This window comes from Massilia sp. W12 (genome assembly GCF_037300705.1).
In the GTDB taxonomy this organism is placed as follows: Bacteria; Pseudomonadota; Gammaproteobacteria; order Burkholderiales; family Burkholderiaceae_D; genus JACPVY01.
In genome coordinates, this window is record NZ_CP147776.1 from 4,132,927 (window position 1) to 4,151,577 (window position 18,651).

At 61.8% G+C, this 18,651-nt stretch carries 17 protein-coding genes; 4 read left to right on the top strand and 13 right to left on the bottom strand.

Annotation, left to right across the window (positions count from 1 at the left end):
• Positions 1–257: 257 nt before the first annotated feature.
• From V8J88_RS16560 to V8J88_RS16570, 3 genes are read right to left on the bottom strand one after another with little or no spacing between them, the layout of a single operon-like run.
• On the bottom strand, positions 258–473 hold the full coding sequence (locus tag V8J88_RS16560; protein ID WP_338845320.1) for a hypothetical protein: 216 nt from the start codon (positions 471–473) through the stop codon (positions 258–260).
• Entirely contained in the window at positions 470–691 is a 222-nt protein-coding gene (gene ccoS, locus V8J88_RS16565) for a cbb3-type cytochrome oxidase assembly protein CcoS (protein WP_338845321.1), read from the bottom strand. The genes V8J88_RS16560 and ccoS overlap by 4 nt, the downstream gene beginning before the upstream one ends.
• 6 nt (positions 692–697) lie before the next feature.
• Positions 698–1,021, bottom strand: a complete 324-nt coding sequence (locus V8J88_RS16570) for a hypothetical protein (RefSeq protein ID WP_338845322.1) — start codon at positions 1,019–1,021, stop codon at positions 698–700.
• Between V8J88_RS16570 and V8J88_RS16575 the strand changes: the two genes are divergently transcribed.
• Positions 1,014–1,451 (top strand): hypothetical protein, encoded by a 438-nt coding sequence (locus V8J88_RS16575; RefSeq protein ID WP_338845323.1) that lies wholly within the window; start codon positions 1,014–1,016, stop codon positions 1,449–1,451. The two genes, V8J88_RS16570 and V8J88_RS16575, sit on opposite strands and share 8 nt — an antisense overlap.
• Here the strand turns inward: V8J88_RS16575 and V8J88_RS16580 are convergent.
• The 10 genes from V8J88_RS16580 to V8J88_RS16625 form a co-directional block, all read right to left on the bottom strand.
• Positions 1,406–1,789 (bottom strand): hypothetical protein, encoded by a 384-nt coding sequence (locus tag V8J88_RS16580; protein ID WP_338845324.1) that lies wholly within the window; start codon positions 1,787–1,789, stop codon positions 1,406–1,408. The genes V8J88_RS16575 and V8J88_RS16580 overlap by 46 nt on opposite strands.
• 195 nt (positions 1,790–1,984) lie before the next feature.
• Complete coding sequence (locus tag V8J88_RS16585) at positions 1,985–2,845, bottom strand: putative selenate ABC transporter substrate-binding protein (RefSeq protein ID WP_338845325.1); 861 nt, start codon at positions 2,843–2,845, stop codon at positions 1,985–1,987.
• Positions 2,846–2,868: 23 nt separating this feature from the next.
• A complete protein-coding gene (locus tag V8J88_RS16590; RefSeq protein ID WP_338845326.1) occupies positions 2,869–4,569 on the bottom strand; it encodes an ABC transporter permease subunit in 1,701 nt (566 codons plus the stop codon).
• A complete protein-coding gene (locus V8J88_RS16595; protein ID WP_338845328.1) occupies positions 4,547–5,305 on the bottom strand; it encodes an ATP-binding cassette domain-containing protein in 759 nt (252 codons plus the stop codon). Before V8J88_RS16595 ends, V8J88_RS16590 begins: the two co-directional genes overlap by 23 nt.
• On the bottom strand, positions 5,302–7,599 hold the full coding sequence (locus V8J88_RS16600; RefSeq protein WP_338845329.1) for a cation-translocating P-type ATPase: 2,298 nt from the start codon (positions 7,597–7,599) through the stop codon (positions 5,302–5,304). Before V8J88_RS16600 ends, V8J88_RS16595 begins: the two co-directional genes overlap by 4 nt.
• Complete coding sequence (locus V8J88_RS16605) at positions 7,596–7,823, bottom strand: heavy metal translocating P-type ATPase metal-binding domain-containing protein (protein WP_338845331.1); 228 nt, start codon at positions 7,821–7,823, stop codon at positions 7,596–7,598. The genes V8J88_RS16600 and V8J88_RS16605 overlap by 4 nt, the downstream gene beginning before the upstream one ends.
• A gap of 1 nt (position 7,824) precedes the next feature.
• A complete protein-coding gene (locus tag V8J88_RS16610) occupies positions 7,825–8,835 on the bottom strand; it encodes a S49 family peptidase (protein ID WP_338845332.1) in 1,011 nt (336 codons plus the stop codon).
• Positions 8,836–8,850: 15 nt separating this feature from the next.
• Positions 8,851–9,231: a Rieske 2Fe-2S domain-containing protein gene (locus V8J88_RS16615; RefSeq protein ID WP_338845333.1), complete on the bottom strand. Its 381-nt coding sequence runs from the start codon at positions 9,229–9,231 to the stop codon at positions 8,851–8,853.
• Positions 9,232–9,249: 18 nt separating this feature from the next.
• Positions 9,250–9,912 (bottom strand): HAD-IIIA family hydrolase, encoded by a 663-nt coding sequence (locus V8J88_RS16620; RefSeq protein WP_338845335.1) that lies wholly within the window; start codon positions 9,910–9,912, stop codon positions 9,250–9,252.
• A 5-nt stretch (positions 9,913–9,917) separates the two neighbouring features.
• Complete coding sequence (locus V8J88_RS16625; RefSeq protein WP_338845337.1) at positions 9,918–10,952, bottom strand: RluA family pseudouridine synthase; 1,035 nt, start codon at positions 10,950–10,952, stop codon at positions 9,918–9,920.
• Between the two features lie 1,038 nt (positions 10,953–11,990).
• Between V8J88_RS16625 and V8J88_RS16630 the strand changes: the two genes are divergently transcribed.
• From V8J88_RS16630 to glp, 3 genes are all read left to right on the top strand, one after another.
• A complete protein-coding gene (locus tag V8J88_RS16630) occupies positions 11,991–15,266 on the top strand; it encodes an Rne/Rng family ribonuclease (protein WP_338845338.1) in 3,276 nt (1,091 codons plus the stop codon).
• Positions 15,267–15,379: 113 nt separating this feature from the next.
• Positions 15,380–16,486: a GTP 3',8-cyclase MoaA gene (moaA, locus tag V8J88_RS16635; RefSeq protein ID WP_338845339.1), complete on the top strand. Its 1,107-nt coding sequence runs from the start codon at positions 15,380–15,382 to the stop codon at positions 16,484–16,486.
• 73 nt (positions 16,487–16,559) lie between these two features.
• Positions 16,560–18,596, top strand: coding sequence for a gephyrin-like molybdotransferase Glp (glp, locus tag V8J88_RS16640; RefSeq protein WP_338845340.1), 2,037 nt, complete (start codon positions 16,560–16,562; stop codon positions 18,594–18,596).
• Positions 18,597–18,651: the final 55 nt, after the last annotated feature.

The window sequence follows — 18,651 nt, forward strand, 5'->3', positions numbered from 1 at the left end:
TGGACCGACGATGAGTTTGCCGGACTCGATCTTGGCAATGCCCGTCTTAACAGTGTGTTGATAAATGAAGGTGCTCAGAATTTTGAGCACTGTATCCAGCGGAAAATTCAAAAAACCAACTAGATATAGAACTAAAAATTATCAAGTGTTAGTTTTTTTTAACGCCCTGCTACAGGATGTTCAAGTTTCGGCTCAGACAATCAGGACTCTACGCGAGATGGGCGCATTGCAAGACTGAGTTGTGTGTAATGGAATGGCTAAAACCCTATCAAGTCCAAGCCAAGCACCCGGATGAATTCATCATGGAATTGCTGGATCTGGATGTCGCCCGCGTCTTGCAGGCCGCCGCCCGGCAAAGGCGCAATTTGAAAAACCCGCCGCTGACGTGTGAAGCTTATCTGGATTGCCTGCTGCGTCAGGGCTTGCCGCAACGTTGCGCAATTGCGCCGCTTCAGCACGGCGATATAAATCATTCCTGGCGCCCGTTTTTTGACGCGTCTTGCTCTTCTTCCTGCAAAATCGATGTGCCCTGCTGTTCCAGGTCATCAAACTGGCGGTTATTCAAGGCCCACCAAAACACGCCGCCAATCAAAAACACCAGCGCCACGCTCAGCGGCACCAAGACATACAAGCTTTCCATATCCACTCCCTGCGCCGCAACACGCAGCGCGTGGGCCGGATTATAGGGCATGCGCGCTCAATGCTGCGGCATGGCGCGCCGGCTGCGCTGTTTGTGTTCACGCGCAGCCATAAAAAAACGCCCTGCACGGCAGTCCGTGCAGGGCGTTTCCAATACCGCAGCGCGCTTATTTTGCAGAAGCGGCAGGCGCAGAAGCAGCCTCTTTCGCCGATGCAGCAGGTTTGGCGGCTTTCGCAGCTTTGTGATGCTTGGCGTTATGCGGATGATCGCGGTTGCTATCGACATGGTTGTGATCTTTGTCATGGCCATGTGATCCGGCTTTGTGTTCCGGGTGATGTTTTTTGTGATCGTGTTTTTTGTGATGCGCAGGATCATGATCATGATCCGCCGCTGCGCCTTCCACATGGTGGTGTTCTTTGTCATGCTTGTGGGCCGATGCGGAAGCGGAAGCTTTGGCCGATGCATCTTGCGCCAGGGCCGGGCTGACAGCGAACGCCAGCGCGGCGGCAATGAGAATGTGTTTCATAGCAAATTCCTCAAAACGGTTAAAAACAAAGACCTGAAAAGCGGTGGATGCTGTGTGAGGCGCAAATATGGTACATCTTTGCGCAATGCTTTTTTGTTTGGGCGCAGCGCGCGCCGAAAAAAAAGCTGCCACACGCAACAATGGCTGGCGGCATATGGCGCCAATCGCAAGCCCGGATTTCGAATTTTTGCAAAAAAAACCAGCGCCAAACCAAATGATGAGATTGGCTTATCAAACGCCTACTGCGCCACTTCCTTGCCAGTGGCCATGGCGAAGCGCTTGTAGTTGCCACTCACCAATTCAATCTGCAACAAATCCGCCGGCGTCACATTAATTGTGTTGACCCAGGCATAGTGGGAAACAGTGCGCATCATATCTGCCCGCCGCCGATACAAATCCGCCAGCCGCACGGTGCGCAGCAGCTTGCCATCGCGGTAAAAACGCAGCACTTCCATGTGCATGCGGCTGTCAGTGGGAACCAGATTCATGCCCTGGTAAGCCGTCACCACGGTTCTGCCATCATGCGAAAGATAGAGCCAGGGACTCCAAACCGGAACCGACCACAATTGTTTGCCGTCCTTTTTGCTGTACAGCGTTGTGCTATTCGTAGCAGGTTCAGACACTGCACAGATGGCAGCGGAAGCCGTGCAGACTGTGACGCGCTCTGGCGGCGACGGCGGAGTGTCGGCGCAAGCCAGACTGGCCGTGCTGCAAAGGATAGTAGTAACGATACGCATAGGTTCGTATAAGCGCTTGGGGTCAGAGGTGGCAAGTAAGCAGCGCAGCAGCCGCGCCGCGCGGGAGGCCATAAGCCCCCCTTATTTCAACAAGCCGGTGGCCCGTCCCACCTGCTCAATCACTTCAAAATCCTTCACATCCGCCTTCACAAATTTCTGCGCGCCCTGCAATTCCAGCACCGCCTTATCCTGGGCGCGGCTGGCGTCCAGACTTAAAAACGCCTGGGCGAATTTTTGCACCATGTCCGCCGGCATGCCTTTGCGCGCCGCCCAGACGTAATCGACATATTCCGGCGAAGTCCAAATCACTTTCAACTTGGCTTTGTCATATTGATTCGCCTTGCTCATGCGGTTCCAGACTTCGATATTCAAAGCGCCGACCTGCACCTTGCCGGATTCCACCATTTTCACCGTGGCGTCATGCGCGCCGCTGTATAAAGGCGGGCCGGCGAAGTCTTTTTCCGGGTCCAGCCGCCACACGGTTTGCAGGAAGTGACGCGGGAATAAATGGCCGGAAGTTGAGCTTTTCGCGCCGAAGGCAAAGGTTTTGCCCTTCATTTCCTCCGGCTTATTCACCCCGCCCTGCACATTGGCGATGAAGACGCTTTTAAATTGGCGGTCGATGTCGCGCATCACCACCGGACTGGCCCCGGCCAGCGCCTTGGCTTGCACAAAGGTAAAGCCGCCCAGCCAGGCGAAATCGACCTTGCCGGCGGACAGCGCCGCCACTGCCGCGCCATAATCCACCACCGGCACATATTCCACTTTTTTGCCCAGATGCTTTTGCAAATGATCGGTCAGGATCTGATATTTGCGCGCCAGCTCGGTCGGGTTTTCGTCCGGGATGCCGGACAGGCGGATTACCTCTTCTGCCTGCGCCGGCAAACTCAGTGCGCAGGCGGCCATGATTGCCGCCAGGGCGGTTTTCCAAATGCGTTTCATATTCCATCCTCCATGTGAAAAAATCAGGTTTGCGCTTGCAGCCGGGTCGCCACTTGCGCCGCATCCGGCGTTTGCGCCGTGCTTAACTGGTCGGTGCGCAACAAAGCGCTGCGCACACGGTCGCCCAGCGCATCCACCAACGCCACTAACAGCGCCATGGTAAGCAGCAAGGCGCTTAAATCCTGCATATGAAACAGACTGATCGCGGTATGCAGAGCATCGCCGATGCCGCCGGCGCCGACAAAGCCCATCATCGCGGTGACGCGCACATTCACTTCAAAACGGTACAGGGTGAACGCCGCCAGGCGCGCGCGCACCTGCGGCCAGACGCCGAACATAAAACACCCCAAGCGGCCCAAGCCCATGCTTTGCAGCGCGGCCACCGGGGCCGGCGCGGCTTCTTCCAGCACGTCCGCATACAAGCGCCCCAACACGCCCAGATTATGCAGGGCAATCGCCAAAATTCCGGCCAATGGCCCGGCCCCGACCCACACCACAAACACCAGGGCCAGACAGAGTTCGGGCAAGGCGCGCACCACTTGGGTCAGGCTGCGGCAGATAATTTGCCCAGTCTGATCCAGCCAGCTGCGCCAACCGGGCGGGCGCACCGCATCCGGCAAATAGCCGGCGGGACGCAGCTGGCGCGCCGCCAGCGGGGCCAGCAACAAAGCGCCGCCCGCCGCCAGCCAGGTGGCGCACCAGGCCATCACCAGGGTGTCCAGCACCAGGCGGGTGGCGTGGCGCAGGGTGTCCAATTGCAAGGGCGCGTCAAAGCTGAGCAGACTCATGCCGGCAGGCTGCAGCAAGTCGCGCCAGGGCGCATCCAGGAAATACAAGGCCGTCAGCGCACTCGCCGTCAGCGCCATCAGCACCGTGCGCGGGGACAGACGACGCAAACGCGCACTGCAAAATTCCAGCATCAAAGTCAGACACAAGACCGCGAGCAGTGCGGTGGCCAGTTTGTCATATTGAAAATAGCGCAAGGCCAGCACGATTTCACTGCCCAGGCCGCCGGCCCCGACCACGCCTAAAATCGCGCCGCTGCGGATATTGCATTCAAGGCGGAACAAGGCATACGCCAGCCACTGACGCGCCACTTGCGGCAAAACGCCAAACAACAGCAGCGCGCTGCGGCCAGCGCCGGCGGCGCGCATCGTCTGCAGCGGACGCGCATCCACCGCCTCGGCTAATTCGGCGAACAATTTGGCAATCGAGGCGCCGACGGTTAAGCCGATCGCCAGCACCGCCGGCAGCACGCCCAAGCCAAACAGGCGCACAAACACATAGGCCCAAACGATTTCCGGCACGGCGCGCAAACCCGCCAGCAAGATGCGCAACACTTGGCGCAGCATGGCGAAACCGAGCCGCCGCCAGAGCGGCGCAAATTGCGGCGGTTCGACCAGATCCGGAACCCGGATAATGCACAGCGCCATGCCCGCGCCCAGCAGCAAGGCAAGCGCGCCGCCGACCAGGCCGATGCACAGACTTTCCAGCGTCAGGCTGAAGATGCGGCGCAGGAAATCGGGTGAAAAATCCGGTTTCAGCAAGCCCGATAAAATCCCCAGCGCACTGTCCCATCCGGCGCGCGTCAAGATCGGGGACAGATTTAAATTCAGAAATTGCGCGGCCCCATACAGCGAGACGAACAGCAGCAGCAAACCGGCCCAGCGCCAGCGCGCCTGGCGGCGCAGCGCAGCGTAATCAAGCTCGCGCATGGCCGGCATACAATTGCTGCAACATCAGCGGGCTGACATCCTGCGGCGCGCAATCGAATTGCAGGCGGCCATCACGCAAGCCCAGCACGCGGGTGCAATCGGCTTGCACCAGTTCAAAATGGTGGGTGCAAAACAGCAGACTGACCTGGCGCTGACGCGCCTGCTGCAACAGCAGTTGCGTCACGCCTTGCGCAGTATGCGGGTCAAGCGAGGCGGTCGGCTCATCCGCCAGCAAAATCTGCGGCTGCGAAATCAGGGCGCGCGCAATCGCCACTCGCTGCATTTGGCCGCCGCTCAAATCACCGGCGCGCGCCCATTGGAATTCGGCAATCCCGAGTTGCGCCAATAAATCGGCGACCCGCTGTTTTTCCAGCGGGAACATGGCGGCGCACAGAATTTTGCCCCAGCTCCAGCCCGGCAACAGTCCGGCGATCACGTTTTGATGCACGCTGGCCTGCAAAGCCAGTGAGGCTTGCTGTTCGATCATGCGGCATTGCCGGCGATACGCTTGCAGCGCCGGCCAGGACATGCGCTGCACATCACAACCCTGCACTTCCAGCACGCCCGCGCTTGCGCGCAAAGCCGCCGCCAAAATCTTGATCAGGGTCGATTTGCCGCTGCCGCTGGGGCCGATCAGCGCCACTCTTTCCTGCGCCCGCAATTGCAGATCGAGGCCATGCAATACCTGGCGCGCGCCCCATTGGCGCGAGACTTGGCGCGCATGCAGCAAGGGTGCGCTGCTCATGCCGCCTCCTGGCGCAACATGCGCAGCGAATTGAGCACCACAATAATCGAACTCAGCGACATGCCCAGCGCGGCATGCCAGGGCGTCAGCAAACCGGACAAGGCAGCCGGAACCGCCAGCAGGTTATACAGCAAGGCCCAAGCCAGGTTTTGCTTGATCAGGGACAGAGCGCGGCGGCAAGCGCGCCAGGCGCGGCGCAAGTCTTGCAAATCGGAAGAGAGCAACAGAATATCGCTGCGCGCCTGCGCCAGCGGCGCGCCCTCGCCTATCGCCAGCGCGACATCGGCGGCGGATAACACCGGGCCGTCGTTCATGCCGTCGCCGCTCATGGCCAGCCGCTTACCGCCGGCTTGCAAGCGGCGCACCTGCTCATATTTTTGCTGCGGGCTTAAATCGCCCAGCGCTTGCGCCGGCGGCACGCCCAGCGCCTGCGCGCAGGCTTGCACCGCCGCCGTGCGGTCGCCCGATAAAATCCAGACTGCACGCCCATCGTCTTGCAATGCTTGCAGCAATTCGCGCGCGCCGCTGCGCATGGCGTCGGCAAAAGCGAACCAGGCTTGCGGATGATATGTCCCGTCTGCGGTTTGAATTGCGAACAGGGCGTGCGAATCGGCGGCGTATGCCGGCGCCAGCGGCGGCAAGCTGCAGCCGGGGGCGGCGAAATCGGCGCGCCCCAGGCGCCAGCAGCCGCCATCCGCCAGCTGCGCTTGCAAACCGCGTCCGGCGACTTCTTGCAGCACCGCCTGCGGCGGCAATTCCGGCGCGGCTTGCTGCATGCCGGCCAGCGCAGCTTGCGCCGCCGGCGGCGGCGCGTCGGCGCGCTCTTCGGCCTGGCTTAGCTGGCGCGCTTGCTGCGCGGCGCACAGGGCGCGCGCCAGCGGGTGCAGGGAATGCGCCGCCAGCGCGGCCGCCTGATCCCAGATCTGCGCCTCGTCTGCTGCGCTCAAGGCGGCAAAATGGCGCAATTGCAGGCGGCCACTGCTCAAAGTGCCGGTTTTATCAAACACAAACACATCGGCGCGCGCCAGACTTTCCACGGCGCGCCCGCGCGCTAACAGCACGCCGCGCTTGGCCAGTTGTCCGGTCAGGGCCGCCATCACCGCCGGCGTCGCCAGCGACAAGGCGCAGGGACAGGTGATGACCAGCACCATGAGGCCGATTTCAAGCGCGCGCGCAGGGTCGATCTTGAGCCAGGCCAGGCCGCCGGCGATGGCGATGAGAATAATCGCGGCCAGAAAACGGCTGGCGTGGCGGTCGGCCAGTTGCACCAGCGGCGGCTTGTCGGCGGCGGCGCGCTCCATCAAAGACAGTAATTGCGAAAAACGGGTGGCGTCGCCGCTGGCGCTGCTTTGCACATACAGCACGCCGCTCAAATTGATGGCGCCGGCCAGCACCTGGGCGCCGGGCTGTTTCAAAACCGGGCGCGCTTCGCCGCTCATCAAGGCTTCATCGCATTCGCTCTCACCCTGCAAAACCAGGCCATCCACCGGAATCTGCGCGCCGGGGCCAATCCGCACCACCGCCCCCGGCGGCAAATCAGCGGCGGCCACGCTGCGCAGCGTCAGTTGCGGCCAGTCCGGGCAGTATTCGGCTTGCGGCTGCTGCAAGCTGGTCAGTTCGCGCAGCGCTGCGCTGCTTTTATTTTGCACGCGCTGTTCGATGATGCGCGCGGCTAACAGCAGGGTGACAAACATCACCAGGGAATCGTAATACACCGCGCCGCCGGCGAAAGTGGCCCAAACGCTGGCGACAAAGGTGGCCCAGATGCCGATTGTCACCGGGACATCCATGCCCAGATGGCGGTTTTTCAAATCACGCCAGGCGTTTTGGTAAAACGGCATGGCGGAAAACAGCAGCACCGGCAGCGAAAGCGCAAGACAGGCCAGTTTCAGCATGAAGTCGATGTCCGGCGTCAGGTCAGAATCCGGCCCCGGATGCGGCTCCAGCCAGGCCGGAAAAGCGTACATCATGATTTGCATCATGGCGAAGCCGGCGATGAATAAGCGCCACCAGGAACGTTTTTGCCGCAGTTTTTCGGCGGCGTCATCCACGCCTTGCGGCAAAGCGCCATAGCCGAGCGCGAAAATCGCTTCGCTGATCTGTTTGAGCTGGATCAGCGCCGGGTCGAATTGGATTTCCAACAGCGCGCCGGATAAGAGTTTGGCTTGCGTCACGCCAGCAAGCTGGCGCACGCGGTAATCAATGATTTGCGCACAGGCGGCGCAGCGCAAGCCGGATAGTTGCAGGCGTTCGCTGCGCAGGCGCGGCGCTTGATTGCTGGCTTGCGTCATCATGAGTCAACTGGAGGACTGGCGTTTTTGTGCGCCAGATAAGCTTGTTCCTGACCGGCGGCTTGCACCGCCGTCAGGACTGCGGCGCAGCCGTGGCAGCACAGCAGGCGGTTGGCGCCGGCGAAGTGCAATTGCACGGCTTGCCGCACCGGGTCGCCGCAGTGAAAACAGGGCGGCGGCGGGCGCAACAGGCCGCGCCACCATGCCTGCAGCCCGGCCAAGGCCATTTCAACGCCAAATTGTGTTGCGCTGCACGCCGATGGCCTTCACCGCGCCATCGCCAAAGGCGGCGCCAAAGCGCTTCATCAAGCGATCCGACCATTCTTCGCGCATGGTGTAATCGAGCAATTCCTGTTCTTTGAGCACATCGCGCGCCACGCTGTCCACCGTGCCCAGGGAGTCGGCCAGGCCGAGTTCAATCGCTTTCGCGCCGCTCCAGTATTGGCCGGAGAACATTTCCGGGGTTTCTTTCAGACGCTTGCCGCGCCCGGTGCGCACCACGGTAATGAATTGCTGATGAATTTCATCCAGCATGGCTTGCGCATGGGCGCGGTCTTTTGCATTCATCGGGCTGAAAGGATCGAGCGAGCCTTTGTTTTCGCCGGCGGTCATCAAGCGCCGCTCCACGCCCAGCTTTTCCATCAAGCCGGTGAAGCCGAAGCCGTCCATCAAAACGCCAATCGAGCCGACAATGCTGGCTTTATCGACAAAAATCTTGTCCGCGCCGGAAGCGATGTAATACGCCGCCGAAGCGCACATTTCATCCACCACCACATACACCGGCTTTTTCGGATGTTTCTTTTTCAGGCGGCGCAATTCATCATTGATCATGCCGGCCTGCACCGGGCTGCCGCCCGGGCTGTTGATGCGGATCAAAATGCCGACCGCATTATCGTCCTCAAACGCGCGGCCCAAGGCCGGAATCACCGCCGCCGCCGAACCCGGCGCTTCCGGTTCGATCACCCCCTCAATATTGATCAAGGCGGTATGGCTGGAGCTGCCATTGTCCACGCCGGCATTGGTATCGCGCGAGACATGCACAAAAAAGCTGATCAGCAAGGTGATAAACACCAGGCGGAAGAAAATATTCCAACGGCGCCGCGCGCGCTGTTCCTTCAAGGTCTCAAACAGCAGTTTTTCCATGGTTTCGCGTTCCCAGCCGGCTTTGCCGCCAGCCGGCGCTGGCGCTGGGGCCGCAGGAAACACCGAACTTGAATGTTGATTGATTTCGTCACTCATATTTCTTCCAAAACATCAAACGCCGCCCGCTGCTGGCGCAGGGCGGCAATAATCATCAGGCAGCCAATAGACAGCGCCATCCTGTTCCTGTATTTGCAGCTGGCGCAAACGCCCGCCCCGGCATGGGCCGCCGGCGCACTGCCCGCTTTCCGGCTGGTAAATCGCGCCATGCGTGGAGCACATGATAAAACGCTTGCCGGATTCAAAAAACTGCCCGGCTTCCCAGTCCAGCTCAATCGGCACATGCTGGCAGCGGTTTAAATAGGCATACAGCTTGCCATGATAGCGCACCACGAAGCCGCTTGCTTTATCGCCGCCGGCCATCAGATCAAAGCGCAGGCCGGGGCCGCATTCAGTAATGCTGTCAGCCTGGCCCAAATACACTGCTTGCGTCATATTCACCCCGGAATTTGTTTAATGGCCGTGTTGCTTGAGCCAAAGATGCAAATCGCCTGCGCTGGCGGCTTTATATAAATAGCGGCAAGTGTCGAGCAAATGATCCGGGTGCGCGCCATAGCTGACCGCGACGCCGTGCGCGCCGGCGTTTTGCGCCATCTGCAAGTCATGCGTGGTGTCGCCGATCATCACGCAACGCTCAGGCGCATGGCCTAATTGCTCACATAATTCGAGCAGCATGGCCGGGTGCGGCTTGGAAAACGTCTCATCCGCACAGCGCGTGGCGTCGAAACGGTGTTGCAAACCGCTATCGTGCATGGCGCGCTCCAGACCGGCGCGGCTTTTGCCGGTCGCCACCGCCAATTGATAGCCCATTTGCGCCAATTCATCCAACATATGCGGCACGCCGTCGAACAAAACCGTTTCATCTTTGCGCAAAACATAGTGGTAATGGTAGCGCTCCATCATCTGCTGGTATTGCGATGGCGCCAGATCCGGCGCAATGCGCTGCATGGCCTCGGCCAAGCCCATGCCGATCACCCACGAGGCATCAGCCTGCGAGGGCGTGGGCAATTGCAAATCGCGCGCCGCCGCCTGAATCGCCGCCACAATCGTGGCGGTGCTGTCCATCAGGGTGCCATCCCAATCAAAGACGATTAAATCAAATTGTCTGTTGTGCATGATTCTCACTCCGCTGAGGCGCCCGCCGGCTTGGCCTCCAGGCTGCGCAAAAATTGTTCGCACTCCGCCGCCAGCGGGGCTTGCAACTGCATGCGCTGGCCGCTCTCGGGGTGGGTGAATTGCAGGCGGAAAGCGTGCAGAAACATCCGCTTCAAGGCGCCGCGACCGGGCGCGGCTTTATGCAGATTTTTATTCAAGGCGAAATCGCCGTATTTTTCATCGCCGGCAATCGGGAAACCGCTGGCGGCCAGATGCACCCGGATTTGATGGGTGCGCCCGGTTTTCAATTCCGCTTCCAGCAAGGCAAAGCCGGCGAATTTGCGCAGCAGATGAAACACCGTGTGCGACGGCATGCCATCGTTTTGCACGCGCACGCGGCGCTCGCCTTCCGGGGTGGTGTATTTGTGCAGCGCCAGGCGCACATGCTGATGCGCATTTTTCCAATCGCCCACCGCCAGCGCCAGATAGCGCTTGTCAAAACCGCCATCCCGCATCTGCGCATGCAAATTGGTCAGGGCTGAGCGCTTTTTGGCCAACAGCAGCAAGCCCGAGGTTTCACGATCCAGGCGGTGCACCAATTCCAGAAAATGGGCTTCCGGGCGCGCCGCGCGCAACTGCTCAATCACGCCAAAAGAGACGCCCGAACCGCCATGCACCGCCACGCCAGCCGGCTTATTGATCACCAGAATGTGTTTATCTTCAAAAATAACGTCGAATTCCGCCGCCGGAACCACGCTTTCATCCGCCGCCGCCACGCGCAAGGGCGGCACGCGCACCACATCGCCGATTTGCAGACGGTAGGTTTGGTCGATGCGGCCTTTGTTGACGCGCACTTCGCCGGAGCGCAGAACGCGGTAAATGTGACTTTTGGGAACTCCCTTGCAGATACGCAATAAGAAGTTATCGATGCGTTGACCAGCGTCATCCTCACCAATTGTTAGCAGCCTGACTTGCACTGTCTGGCTGTCTGGCGCGTCATTTACAGACTGTTGCCGTAAATTTTGCTGCCGTTTCTTGAGATTACGCTCTAAGTCCTTCATTTGATTATATAATTGTTTCGCGCAGGTTACATTTGTCGCCTTGCGCTGTGTGGAAATGCCGGGCCGATCGCACCGCCGGAAGCTGTTGCGCCAGAGTTTGGCGCCGCCCCGGGTTATGCAGGCCAAACCGGCATTCTACACAGCGGCGCTGCTGCTGGACGCCGAATTTGTAAAAATCCAGTGGAAAAATGTGTATGCCCCTGCCTGCGGCGAAGCGCTGCGCGCAGGGCAAGAGTGAGGACTTCGCCGCGCCCTGCCGGTTTTATTGCCGGATGCGCTGGCCGCCCTTAGAGCAAGAAACAATAACCAGATTGATACGGTCAGCCTGAAGGAAAACGCCGGAACGCTTGTTGTACGAGCAGATCCGCCACCCGCCCCCTCATGGCCACCGCTGGATCAGGCCAACCGACAGCACGGTTGCCGCCCGGCCCAGGCTTCACCCGCCCGCGACTTGCGCGGCAGGCATGCAGATGTTTTCTGCCGCCGCCAGCAGCAAGGCACGCCGCCCGTGACGCCGCGCCCGGCCCCTAGCCTGATCCGAGGCAAATCTGCGCCCTGCGGCGAATTGGCGCGGGAGACGCAGCCCAAGGGCTGCGCCCCGCTCCGGCTGCAAAGCGCGACGGTTTGCCGGCGGTGTGCTGCGGCCCGTGGCCCTGCATCGCTGTTTTGCATCTGCGAGCGCTGCGCGCCGGATGCAGTGCGGCAAGCTTTTTTTGACGTTGCCCGGGTGCGCCGGCATCAGCAACTTTGCGCCGCCAGTGTTTGGCGGCCGACGCCGCATTTGCGCCACGGCCAGTCTGCCGTTGCGCCGCAGCGTGCGCAGCCACAGGCTGCTGCGCTGCATTGCGCTTTTTGCGTCTGTTGCCTGCCGTCCGCCTGCCGGTTGCGCCGCCGCCAGTACAAGCTTGGCGGATTGACATGCGCGCAAGTCAGCGCATGCCGGTTGATTGTTTCCCGCCCCGGGCCCGCCCCCACTCTTTCGCATGCATCCAGGCAATCTTGCCAAACAGGCACATGGCCACAAGCCAAGGAGAGCATATGAAAAGAATGTTGTTTAACGCGACGCAGCAAGAAGAATTGCGCGTCGCCATCGTCGATGGTCAACGCTTGATCGACATCGACATCGAAAGCGCCGGGCGCGAACAGCGCAAGTCGAATATCTACAAAGGCGTCATCACCCGCATTGAACCCTCCCTCGAAGCCTGCTTCGTCGCTTATGGCGAAGAACGGCACGGCTTCCTCCCCTTCAAAGAAGTCGCCCGCTCTTATTTCCGTGAAGGCGTTGACGTGCGCAACGCCAACATCAAAGACGCCCTGCGCGAAGGCCAGGAAATCATGGTGCAGGTGGAAAAAGAGGAGCGCGGCAACAAGGGCGCGGCGCTGACTTCCTTTATTTCGCTGGCAGGCCGCTATCTGGTCTTGATGCCGAACAACCCGCGCGGCGGCGGCGTATCGCGCCGGGTCGAAGGCGAAGAACGCCAGGAACTGCGCGAAACCATGGACAAACTCGACCTGCCTTCCGGCATGTCGGTGATTGCACGCACTGCCGGCATTGGCCGCAGCGTGGAAGAATTGCAATGGGACTTAAACTATCTGATGCAGCTGTGGCGCGCGATTGAAAGCGCCGGCAAATCAGAAGCCGGCCCCTTCCTGATTTACCAGGAAAGCTCGCTGGTGATCCGCGCCATCCGCGATTACTACCAGCCGGATATCGGTGAAATCCTGATCGACACCGATGAAATCTACGAACAGGCGCGCCAGTTCATGTCGCATGTGATGCCGGACATGTTGCACCGGGTCAAGCGCTACAGCGACGATGTGCCGCTGTTCTCCCGTTTCCAGATCGAACACCAGATTGAAACCGCCTATGCGCGCACCGTGCCGCTGCCCTCCGGCGGCGCGATTGTGATCGACCACACCGAAGCGCTGGTCTCGGTGGACGTCAACTCGGCGCGCGCGACACGCGGCAGCGATATCGAAACCACCGCCTTGAACACCAATCTGGAAGCGGCCGATGAAGTGGCGCGCCAATTGCGCCTGCGCGACTTGGGCGGCCTGATCGTGATCGACTTCATTGATATGGAAGTGGCGAAAAACCAGCGTGAAGTCGAAGCGCGCTTGAAAGACGCCCTGCATTACGACCGCGCGCGGGTGCAGATGGGCAAGATTTCACGCTTTGGCCTGATGGAATTATCGCGCCAGCGCCTGCGCCCCTCGCTGTCTGAAGGCAGCCATGTGACCTGCCCGCGCTGCAGCGGCACCGGACATATCCGCGACACCGAATCCTCGGCCCTGCAAGTGCTGCGCATTATCCAGGAAGAGGCGATGAAGGAAAACTCCGCCGCCATCCACGTCCAGGCCCCGGTCGATGTGGCCGCCTTCCTGCTGAATGAAAAACGCGGCGAAGTCTTGAAGATCGAATCGCGCCACCGCATCACCGTGGTGCTGATCCCGAACAAACATCTGGAAACCCCGCACTACCGCTTAGAGCGCATCAAGCATGACGATCCGCGCCTGGAAGACGGCCAGGCCAGCTATGCGATGGCGGAAGAAGCCGAGACCGACATCAGCTACAGCAAGCGCAAGAAAGAAGACAGCAAACCGCGCCAGGAAGCGGTGGTGAAAACCATCACGCCGGAACAACCGGCCCCGGTGGTGGAACGCAAAGTGGTGGAAATCGCCGCGCCGGCGCCGACCGTGCCGCCGCCGGTGCTGACCACCGCCCGCCCCAGCTTCTTCGCCCGCATCGCCGGCTGGTTCCAGCGCAAAGACAATCCGCTGCCGACCCCGGCCCCCAGCCCGACGCCGGCCTTGGAGAGCGCCGCCACAGCAGGCGCTGCGCCCTCGCTTGAAAAAGGCGAACGCGGCGAGCGTGGCGAACGCGGCGGCCGCAACCGCAACCGCAGCCGCAACCGGCGTGAGCGCGAAGAAGGCGAAGTGCGCGCAGAAAACCGCAGCGACAAGGGCGAGAAAAACGAAGCGCGTCAGGCCGTGCGTGAAAATGGCCAGGTGGCGCGCATCGTCGCCGCCGACGAGAAGCCGGAAGAAGTGCGCAAAGAAGGCCGCGAAGAGCGCCGCAACCGCAATGAACGTCAGCGCGAAGCACGCGAACCGCGCGAACCGCGTGAAGCACGCGAAGCCCGCAGCGAAGAGCGCAACCGTGAAGAAGTCAAGGCCGAAGGCCAGCCGGCGCGCGCCGAACGTCCGGAACGCCAGCGCAAGCCGCGTGAAGAGCAGGTCGAAGAAGGCCGGGTTGAAGAAGCCGCGCTGCAGGAAGGCGCCGACAACGGGGCCGATGGCGTGGCTATCGATAACGAGGGCGATGAACCGCGCCGCCGCCGCCGCCGTGGCGGACGCAACCGCAACCGCCGTGAGCGCGAGCATGGCGAGCAGGATGAGGCGCAACAAAATCTGCCGATCGAAGGCGAAGCCGGGCAGATGAGCGCGCCGGCGGATACGCCGGCCCCGCACGCCGCACCGGTGCAGGAAAGCGCCGCCGCCGAAGCGGCCCCGGCAGCCGTCAGCGAAGCGGCCCCGGCCAGCGTCAGCGCGCCGCACAGCGCCCCGGCGGAAGCCGCCGCGCCGGAACAGGTGGCGCAAGCCAGCCCGACCCCGGCCCCGGAAACCGTGAGCGCACCGCAAACCCTGAGCGCGCCGCAAGAGGATGCCGCCGCCGCGCCGGCAGAAGCCGCACCGGCGCCCGAGCAAGCCATCAGCGCCGCCGCCGCCAGCATCGTAGCCGAAGCGCCCTCAGCCGCCAGTGCGCCGGAGCACAGCGCCGCGCCGCAACAGCCGGTGCAACAGCAGCTGGCCTTGCATGACATCCCGGACGCGCCCGGCCCGATCGCCGCCAGCGCAGCCGAGATCGATGCAGCAGTCGAAGCGCAAGCCGCGCCGGCCCAAACGCCGGCAAGTCCGGCGCTCAGCACTGCGCCGGACAGCGCGCCGGACGCCCAGGACAGCGCGCCGGCCAACGCCGCCGCGCCAGCCGCAGAAGCGCAGGAAGCACCTGCGCCGGCTCCTGCCCCTGCGCCTGCGCCCGTCCCGGTGGCAACGCCGGCGCCGGCAGCCACTCCGTCCCCGGCGCCCACGCCTGCCCCGACCCCGGCGCCGGCGCCGGCGGTCGATCTGCAGCAAGTGCTAAGCCAGGCCGGTCTGGTGATGGCCAGCACTGATCCGCAAAAACTGGCGCAAGCACGCGAGGAAGCGGCGAAATTCACGCCGCCGCCGCGCCCCCCGCGCCAACGCAAGCCTGCCCCTGTCATCAGCGATGAACCGCTGGTTCAGGTCAGCACCAAGCGTAACGCGGAATAAGCCCGCAAGCCCGGCGCGTCAGCGCCGGGCCTCTCCTCCTTGTGGCGGATAGTCAGAACATATTGCTTCCTGTATTGTCGTCTCATTCATGACACCGCTGAAAATCTGTATCCATGACTGAAACCATCATCCGCTTGCACGAGCAGCGCCCCGACCTGCAAGCCATGCCTGCAGCGCTTGACGCTTTGCCGCCGCAATTGCAAGACGCGCGCGGACGCCCTTTGCGCGATTTGCGCATCTCAGTCACCGACCGCTGCAACTTCCGCTGCGTGTATTGCATGCCGCGCACGGTATTCGACAAAGACTACCCCTTCCTGCCGCATGACCAGGTATTGCGCTTTGAAGAAGTGGCGCGCATCGCCGCCATTTTTGTGCGCCTGGGGGTGCGCAAAATCCGCCTGACCGGCGGCGAACCGCTGCTGCGTAAAAACCTGCCGCATTTAATCGAACTGCTGGCGCAGCTGCGCTGCCCTGGCGGCAGCGCGCCGGATCTGACCCTCACCACCAACGCCAGCCTGCTGGCCAAAAAAGCGCCGGAATTAAAAGCCGCCGGCCTGCAACGCATCACCGTTTCGCTCGATGCGCTGTCTGACCAGACCTTCCGCCAGATGGCCGACGCCGATTTTTCAGTGTCCGATGTGCTGCGCGGACTGGATGCGGCGCACGCCGCCGGCTTAGGCCCGATCAAAGTGAATATGGTGGTCAAACGCGGCATGAATGAGCATGAAATCCTGCCCATGGCGCGCTATTTCAAAGGCAGCCCCTTCACCCTGCGCTTTATCGAATATATGGACGTCGGCGCCAGCAATGGCTGGCGCATGGAACATGTGGTCAGCCTGGAAGACATCCTGGCCATTCTGGCGCAAGACGAAACGCTGGCGCTGCACGCCCTGCCAGCGCAATACCAGGGCGAAACCGCGCAACGCTTCGCGTATCGCGACGGCGGCGGCGAAGTGGGCGTGATCGCCAGCGTCACACGCGCCTTTTGCGCCGATTGCAACCGCATCCGTCTGTCCACCGAAGGCATGCTGTACACCTGCCTGTTCGCCAGCGGCGGGCATGATTTGCGCCGCTTATTGCGCAGCAGCACTGACGATGATCTGTGCGCGCGCAGCATTGCCGCCTTGTGGCGCACGCGCGCCGACCGGTATTCTGACATCCGCAGCGCCGACACCGCCGGTTTGCGCCGCAAAATAGAAATGAGTTATATCGGCGGCTGAGCCTTGCGGCGCACGCCGTTTTCAATAAAATTCATGCACATGCAGCCAGGCATGTAGTGAAGTGGAAAAACAAATGAATCCAATAAAAGAGACGGCCCCGAGCGTCCACAGCGCGGGACGGCATGATGTCACCGGCTTGATCTTGGCCGGGGGGCAGGCGCGCCGCATGGGTGGTTGCGATAAAGGCTTGCAAAACTTCGGCGAGCACACGCTGGTGCAATATGTCTTGCACCGCCTGCGCATGCAAGTCGGACATGTGGCGCTCAACGCCAATCGCAATCTGGATCAATATGAAAAATTCGGCTATCCGGTCTGGCCGGATGAGACGGCGGATTTTCAAGGCCCGCTGGCCGGCATGCTGGCCGGCTTGCAACACTGCCGCACCCGTTTTTTGCTGTGCGTTCCCTGCGATTGCCCGTTTTTACCGGCCAATCTGGTCGGCCAACTCCTGCACGGCCTGCTCGACCACGACGCCGATGTGGCGGTGGCGGTCAGCGGCCCCGGCGAACAAACGCGCGTACACCCGGTGTTTTGCCTGATGCGCAGCCACCTCGGGCCGCATTTGCGCAACTTCCTGCAAGCCGGCGGCCGCAAATGCAGCGACTGGCTGAACACCCTGAAAGTGGCGCATGTGCACTTCCCGGATGCGCAACACTTCCGCAACATCAACACCCTGGATGAATTGCGCGCCTGGCAACCGCGCCGCAAAGACAGCGCGCCCGCCGCCCCGGCCCCCAGCCCGACGCCGGAAACCACCATCCGCCCCGGCAAAGCGCCCTCCGTGCTGGTCTTGCCCAGCGCCGCGCCGATCGCCAACCAAAACATGCACTACGGCAGCCTGCAAGATTATCTGCGCAAACTGAGCGACTACCAGCCGCACGCCCTGCCGCTGACGACCGCGCAGCGCATCATCCGCGCCAACTGCCGCCCGATCGCCGCCTCCGAGCAACTCGGTTTGCGCCAGGCGCTGGGACGCTATCTGGCGCAGGATGTGGTGGCGCCCTATGCGCTGCCGGCGCATGACAATTCGGCAATGGATGGATTTGCCTTGAATAACGCCGATTTATCGCCGGATAACACCTCATGCCTGCAAGTAGCCGGGCGCGCCCTGGCCGGCCACCCATACAACGGCAAACTGGAAAAAGGTCAATGCGTGCGCATTATGACCGGCGCCGTATTGCCGGAAGGCGCCAACGCCGTGATTGCGCATGAAAAAGTGCTGTCCATCGCAGAAGCGGAAATTGTGCTGGCGGCGGGCCAATTGCCAAGCGGCTTGAATTGCCGCCGGCGCGGCGAAGAATTGGCCTGCGGCGATATCGCCTTACTGCGCGGAACCCAATTACTGCCCTCACAACTCGGCCTGCTGGCCACCCTGGGCATGGCCGAGGTGCTGGTGCAACGCCGCCTGCGCGTCGCCTTTTTCAGCACCGGCGATGAATTGCGCCCGCTCGGCTCCCCGCTGCCGCCCGGCGGATTGTACGACAGCAACCGCTACAGCCTGTATGGCATGTTAAGCCGGCTCGGCTGCGATGTGCTCGACCTTGGCATTGTCAAAGACGAGCCGGAAGCCATCCGCCAGGCCTTGCAAAACGCCAGCCTGCAAGCGGACGCCATTCTGACCTCGGGCGGCATGGCCGGCGGCGACGCCGACCACACCCGCCGCGTGATGCAGGAAATGGGCGATGTGCACTTCTGGCAATTACAAATGCGTCCTGGCCGCCCCTTCGCCTTTGGCCGCCTGCAATCCGGCAGCAACCGCGTCACCTTATTCGGCCTGCCCGGCAATCCGGTGGCGCTGATGATCAGCTTTTATATGCTGGTGCGCCCGGCCCTGCTGCAAATGATGGGCGCGCGCGACAAACCCGCGCCCCGTCTGATGCTGCCGCTGGCGCAAGCAGTGCGCAAACAGCCGGGCCGCGCCGAATTTCTGCGCGCCCGCCTGTGCTACGGCCCCGACGGCGCAGCCAGCGTCAGCGCACACAATGCGCAAGGCTCCGGCATGTTAAGTTCGATGGCCGAAGCCGATTGCCTGCTGGCGCTGCCGCCGGAAGCCGGCGACCTCGCCGCCGGCCAGAATGTGCCGGTGCTGATGCTCGACAGCCTGCAATAAGGCGGCGCCTCAAATCCGTCGCATATAGCGGCAAACGGGCAGACTGCTAGAATGC

What these genes read in the sequence shown, in the direction of transcription:
- V8J88_RS16560 (WP_338845320.1), bottom strand. Translation starts at nt 473, where the DNA reads ATGATTTATATCGCCGTGCTGAAGCGGCGCAATTGCGCAACGTTGCGG.
- ccoS (WP_338845321.1), bottom strand. Translation starts at nt 691, where the DNA reads ATGCCCTATAATCCGGCCCACGCGCTGCGTGTTGCGGCGCAGGGAGTG.
- V8J88_RS16575 (WP_338845323.1), top strand. Translation starts at nt 1,014, where the DNA reads ATGATCATGATCCGCCGCTGCGCCTTCCACATGGTGGTGTTCTTTGTC.
- V8J88_RS16570 (WP_338845322.1), bottom strand. Translation starts at nt 1,021, where the DNA reads ATGATCATGATCCTGCGCATCACAAAAAACACGATCACAAAAAACATC.
- V8J88_RS16585 (WP_338845325.1), bottom strand. Translation starts at nt 2,845, where the DNA reads ATGAAACGCATTTGGAAAACCGCCCTGGCGGCAATCATGGCCGCCTGC.
- V8J88_RS16590 (WP_338845326.1), bottom strand. Translation starts at nt 4,569, where the DNA reads ATGCCGGCCATGCGCGAGCTTGATTACGCTGCGCTGCGCCGCCAGGCG.
- V8J88_RS16595 (WP_338845328.1), bottom strand. Translation starts at nt 5,305, where the DNA reads ATGAGCAGCGCACCCTTGCTGCATGCGCGCCAAGTCTCGCGCCAATGG.
- V8J88_RS16600 (WP_338845329.1), bottom strand. Translation starts at nt 7,599, where the DNA reads ATGATGACGCAAGCCAGCAATCAAGCGCCGCGCCTGCGCAGCGAACGC.
- V8J88_RS16605 (WP_338845331.1), bottom strand. Translation starts at nt 7,823, where the DNA reads ATGGCCTTGGCCGGGCTGCAGGCATGGTGGCGCGGCCTGTTGCGCCCG.
- V8J88_RS16610 (WP_338845332.1), bottom strand. Translation starts at nt 8,835, where the DNA reads ATGAGTGACGAAATCAATCAACATTCAAGTTCGGTGTTTCCTGCGGCC.
- V8J88_RS16615 (WP_338845333.1), bottom strand. Translation starts at nt 9,231, where the DNA reads ATGACGCAAGCAGTGTATTTGGGCCAGGCTGACAGCATTACTGAATGC.
- V8J88_RS16620 (WP_338845335.1), bottom strand. Translation starts at nt 9,912, where the DNA reads ATGCACAACAGACAATTTGATTTAATCGTCTTTGATTGGGATGGCACC.
- V8J88_RS16625 (WP_338845337.1), bottom strand. Translation starts at nt 10,952, where the DNA reads ATGAAGGACTTAGAGCGTAATCTCAAGAAACGGCAGCAAAATTTACGG.
- V8J88_RS16630 (WP_338845338.1), top strand. Translation starts at nt 11,991, where the DNA reads ATGAAAAGAATGTTGTTTAACGCGACGCAGCAAGAAGAATTGCGCGTC.
- moaA (WP_338845339.1), top strand. Translation starts at nt 15,380, where the DNA reads ATGACTGAAACCATCATCCGCTTGCACGAGCAGCGCCCCGACCTGCAA.
- glp (WP_338845340.1), top strand. Translation starts at nt 16,560, where the DNA reads ATGAATCCAATAAAAGAGACGGCCCCGAGCGTCCACAGCGCGGGACGG.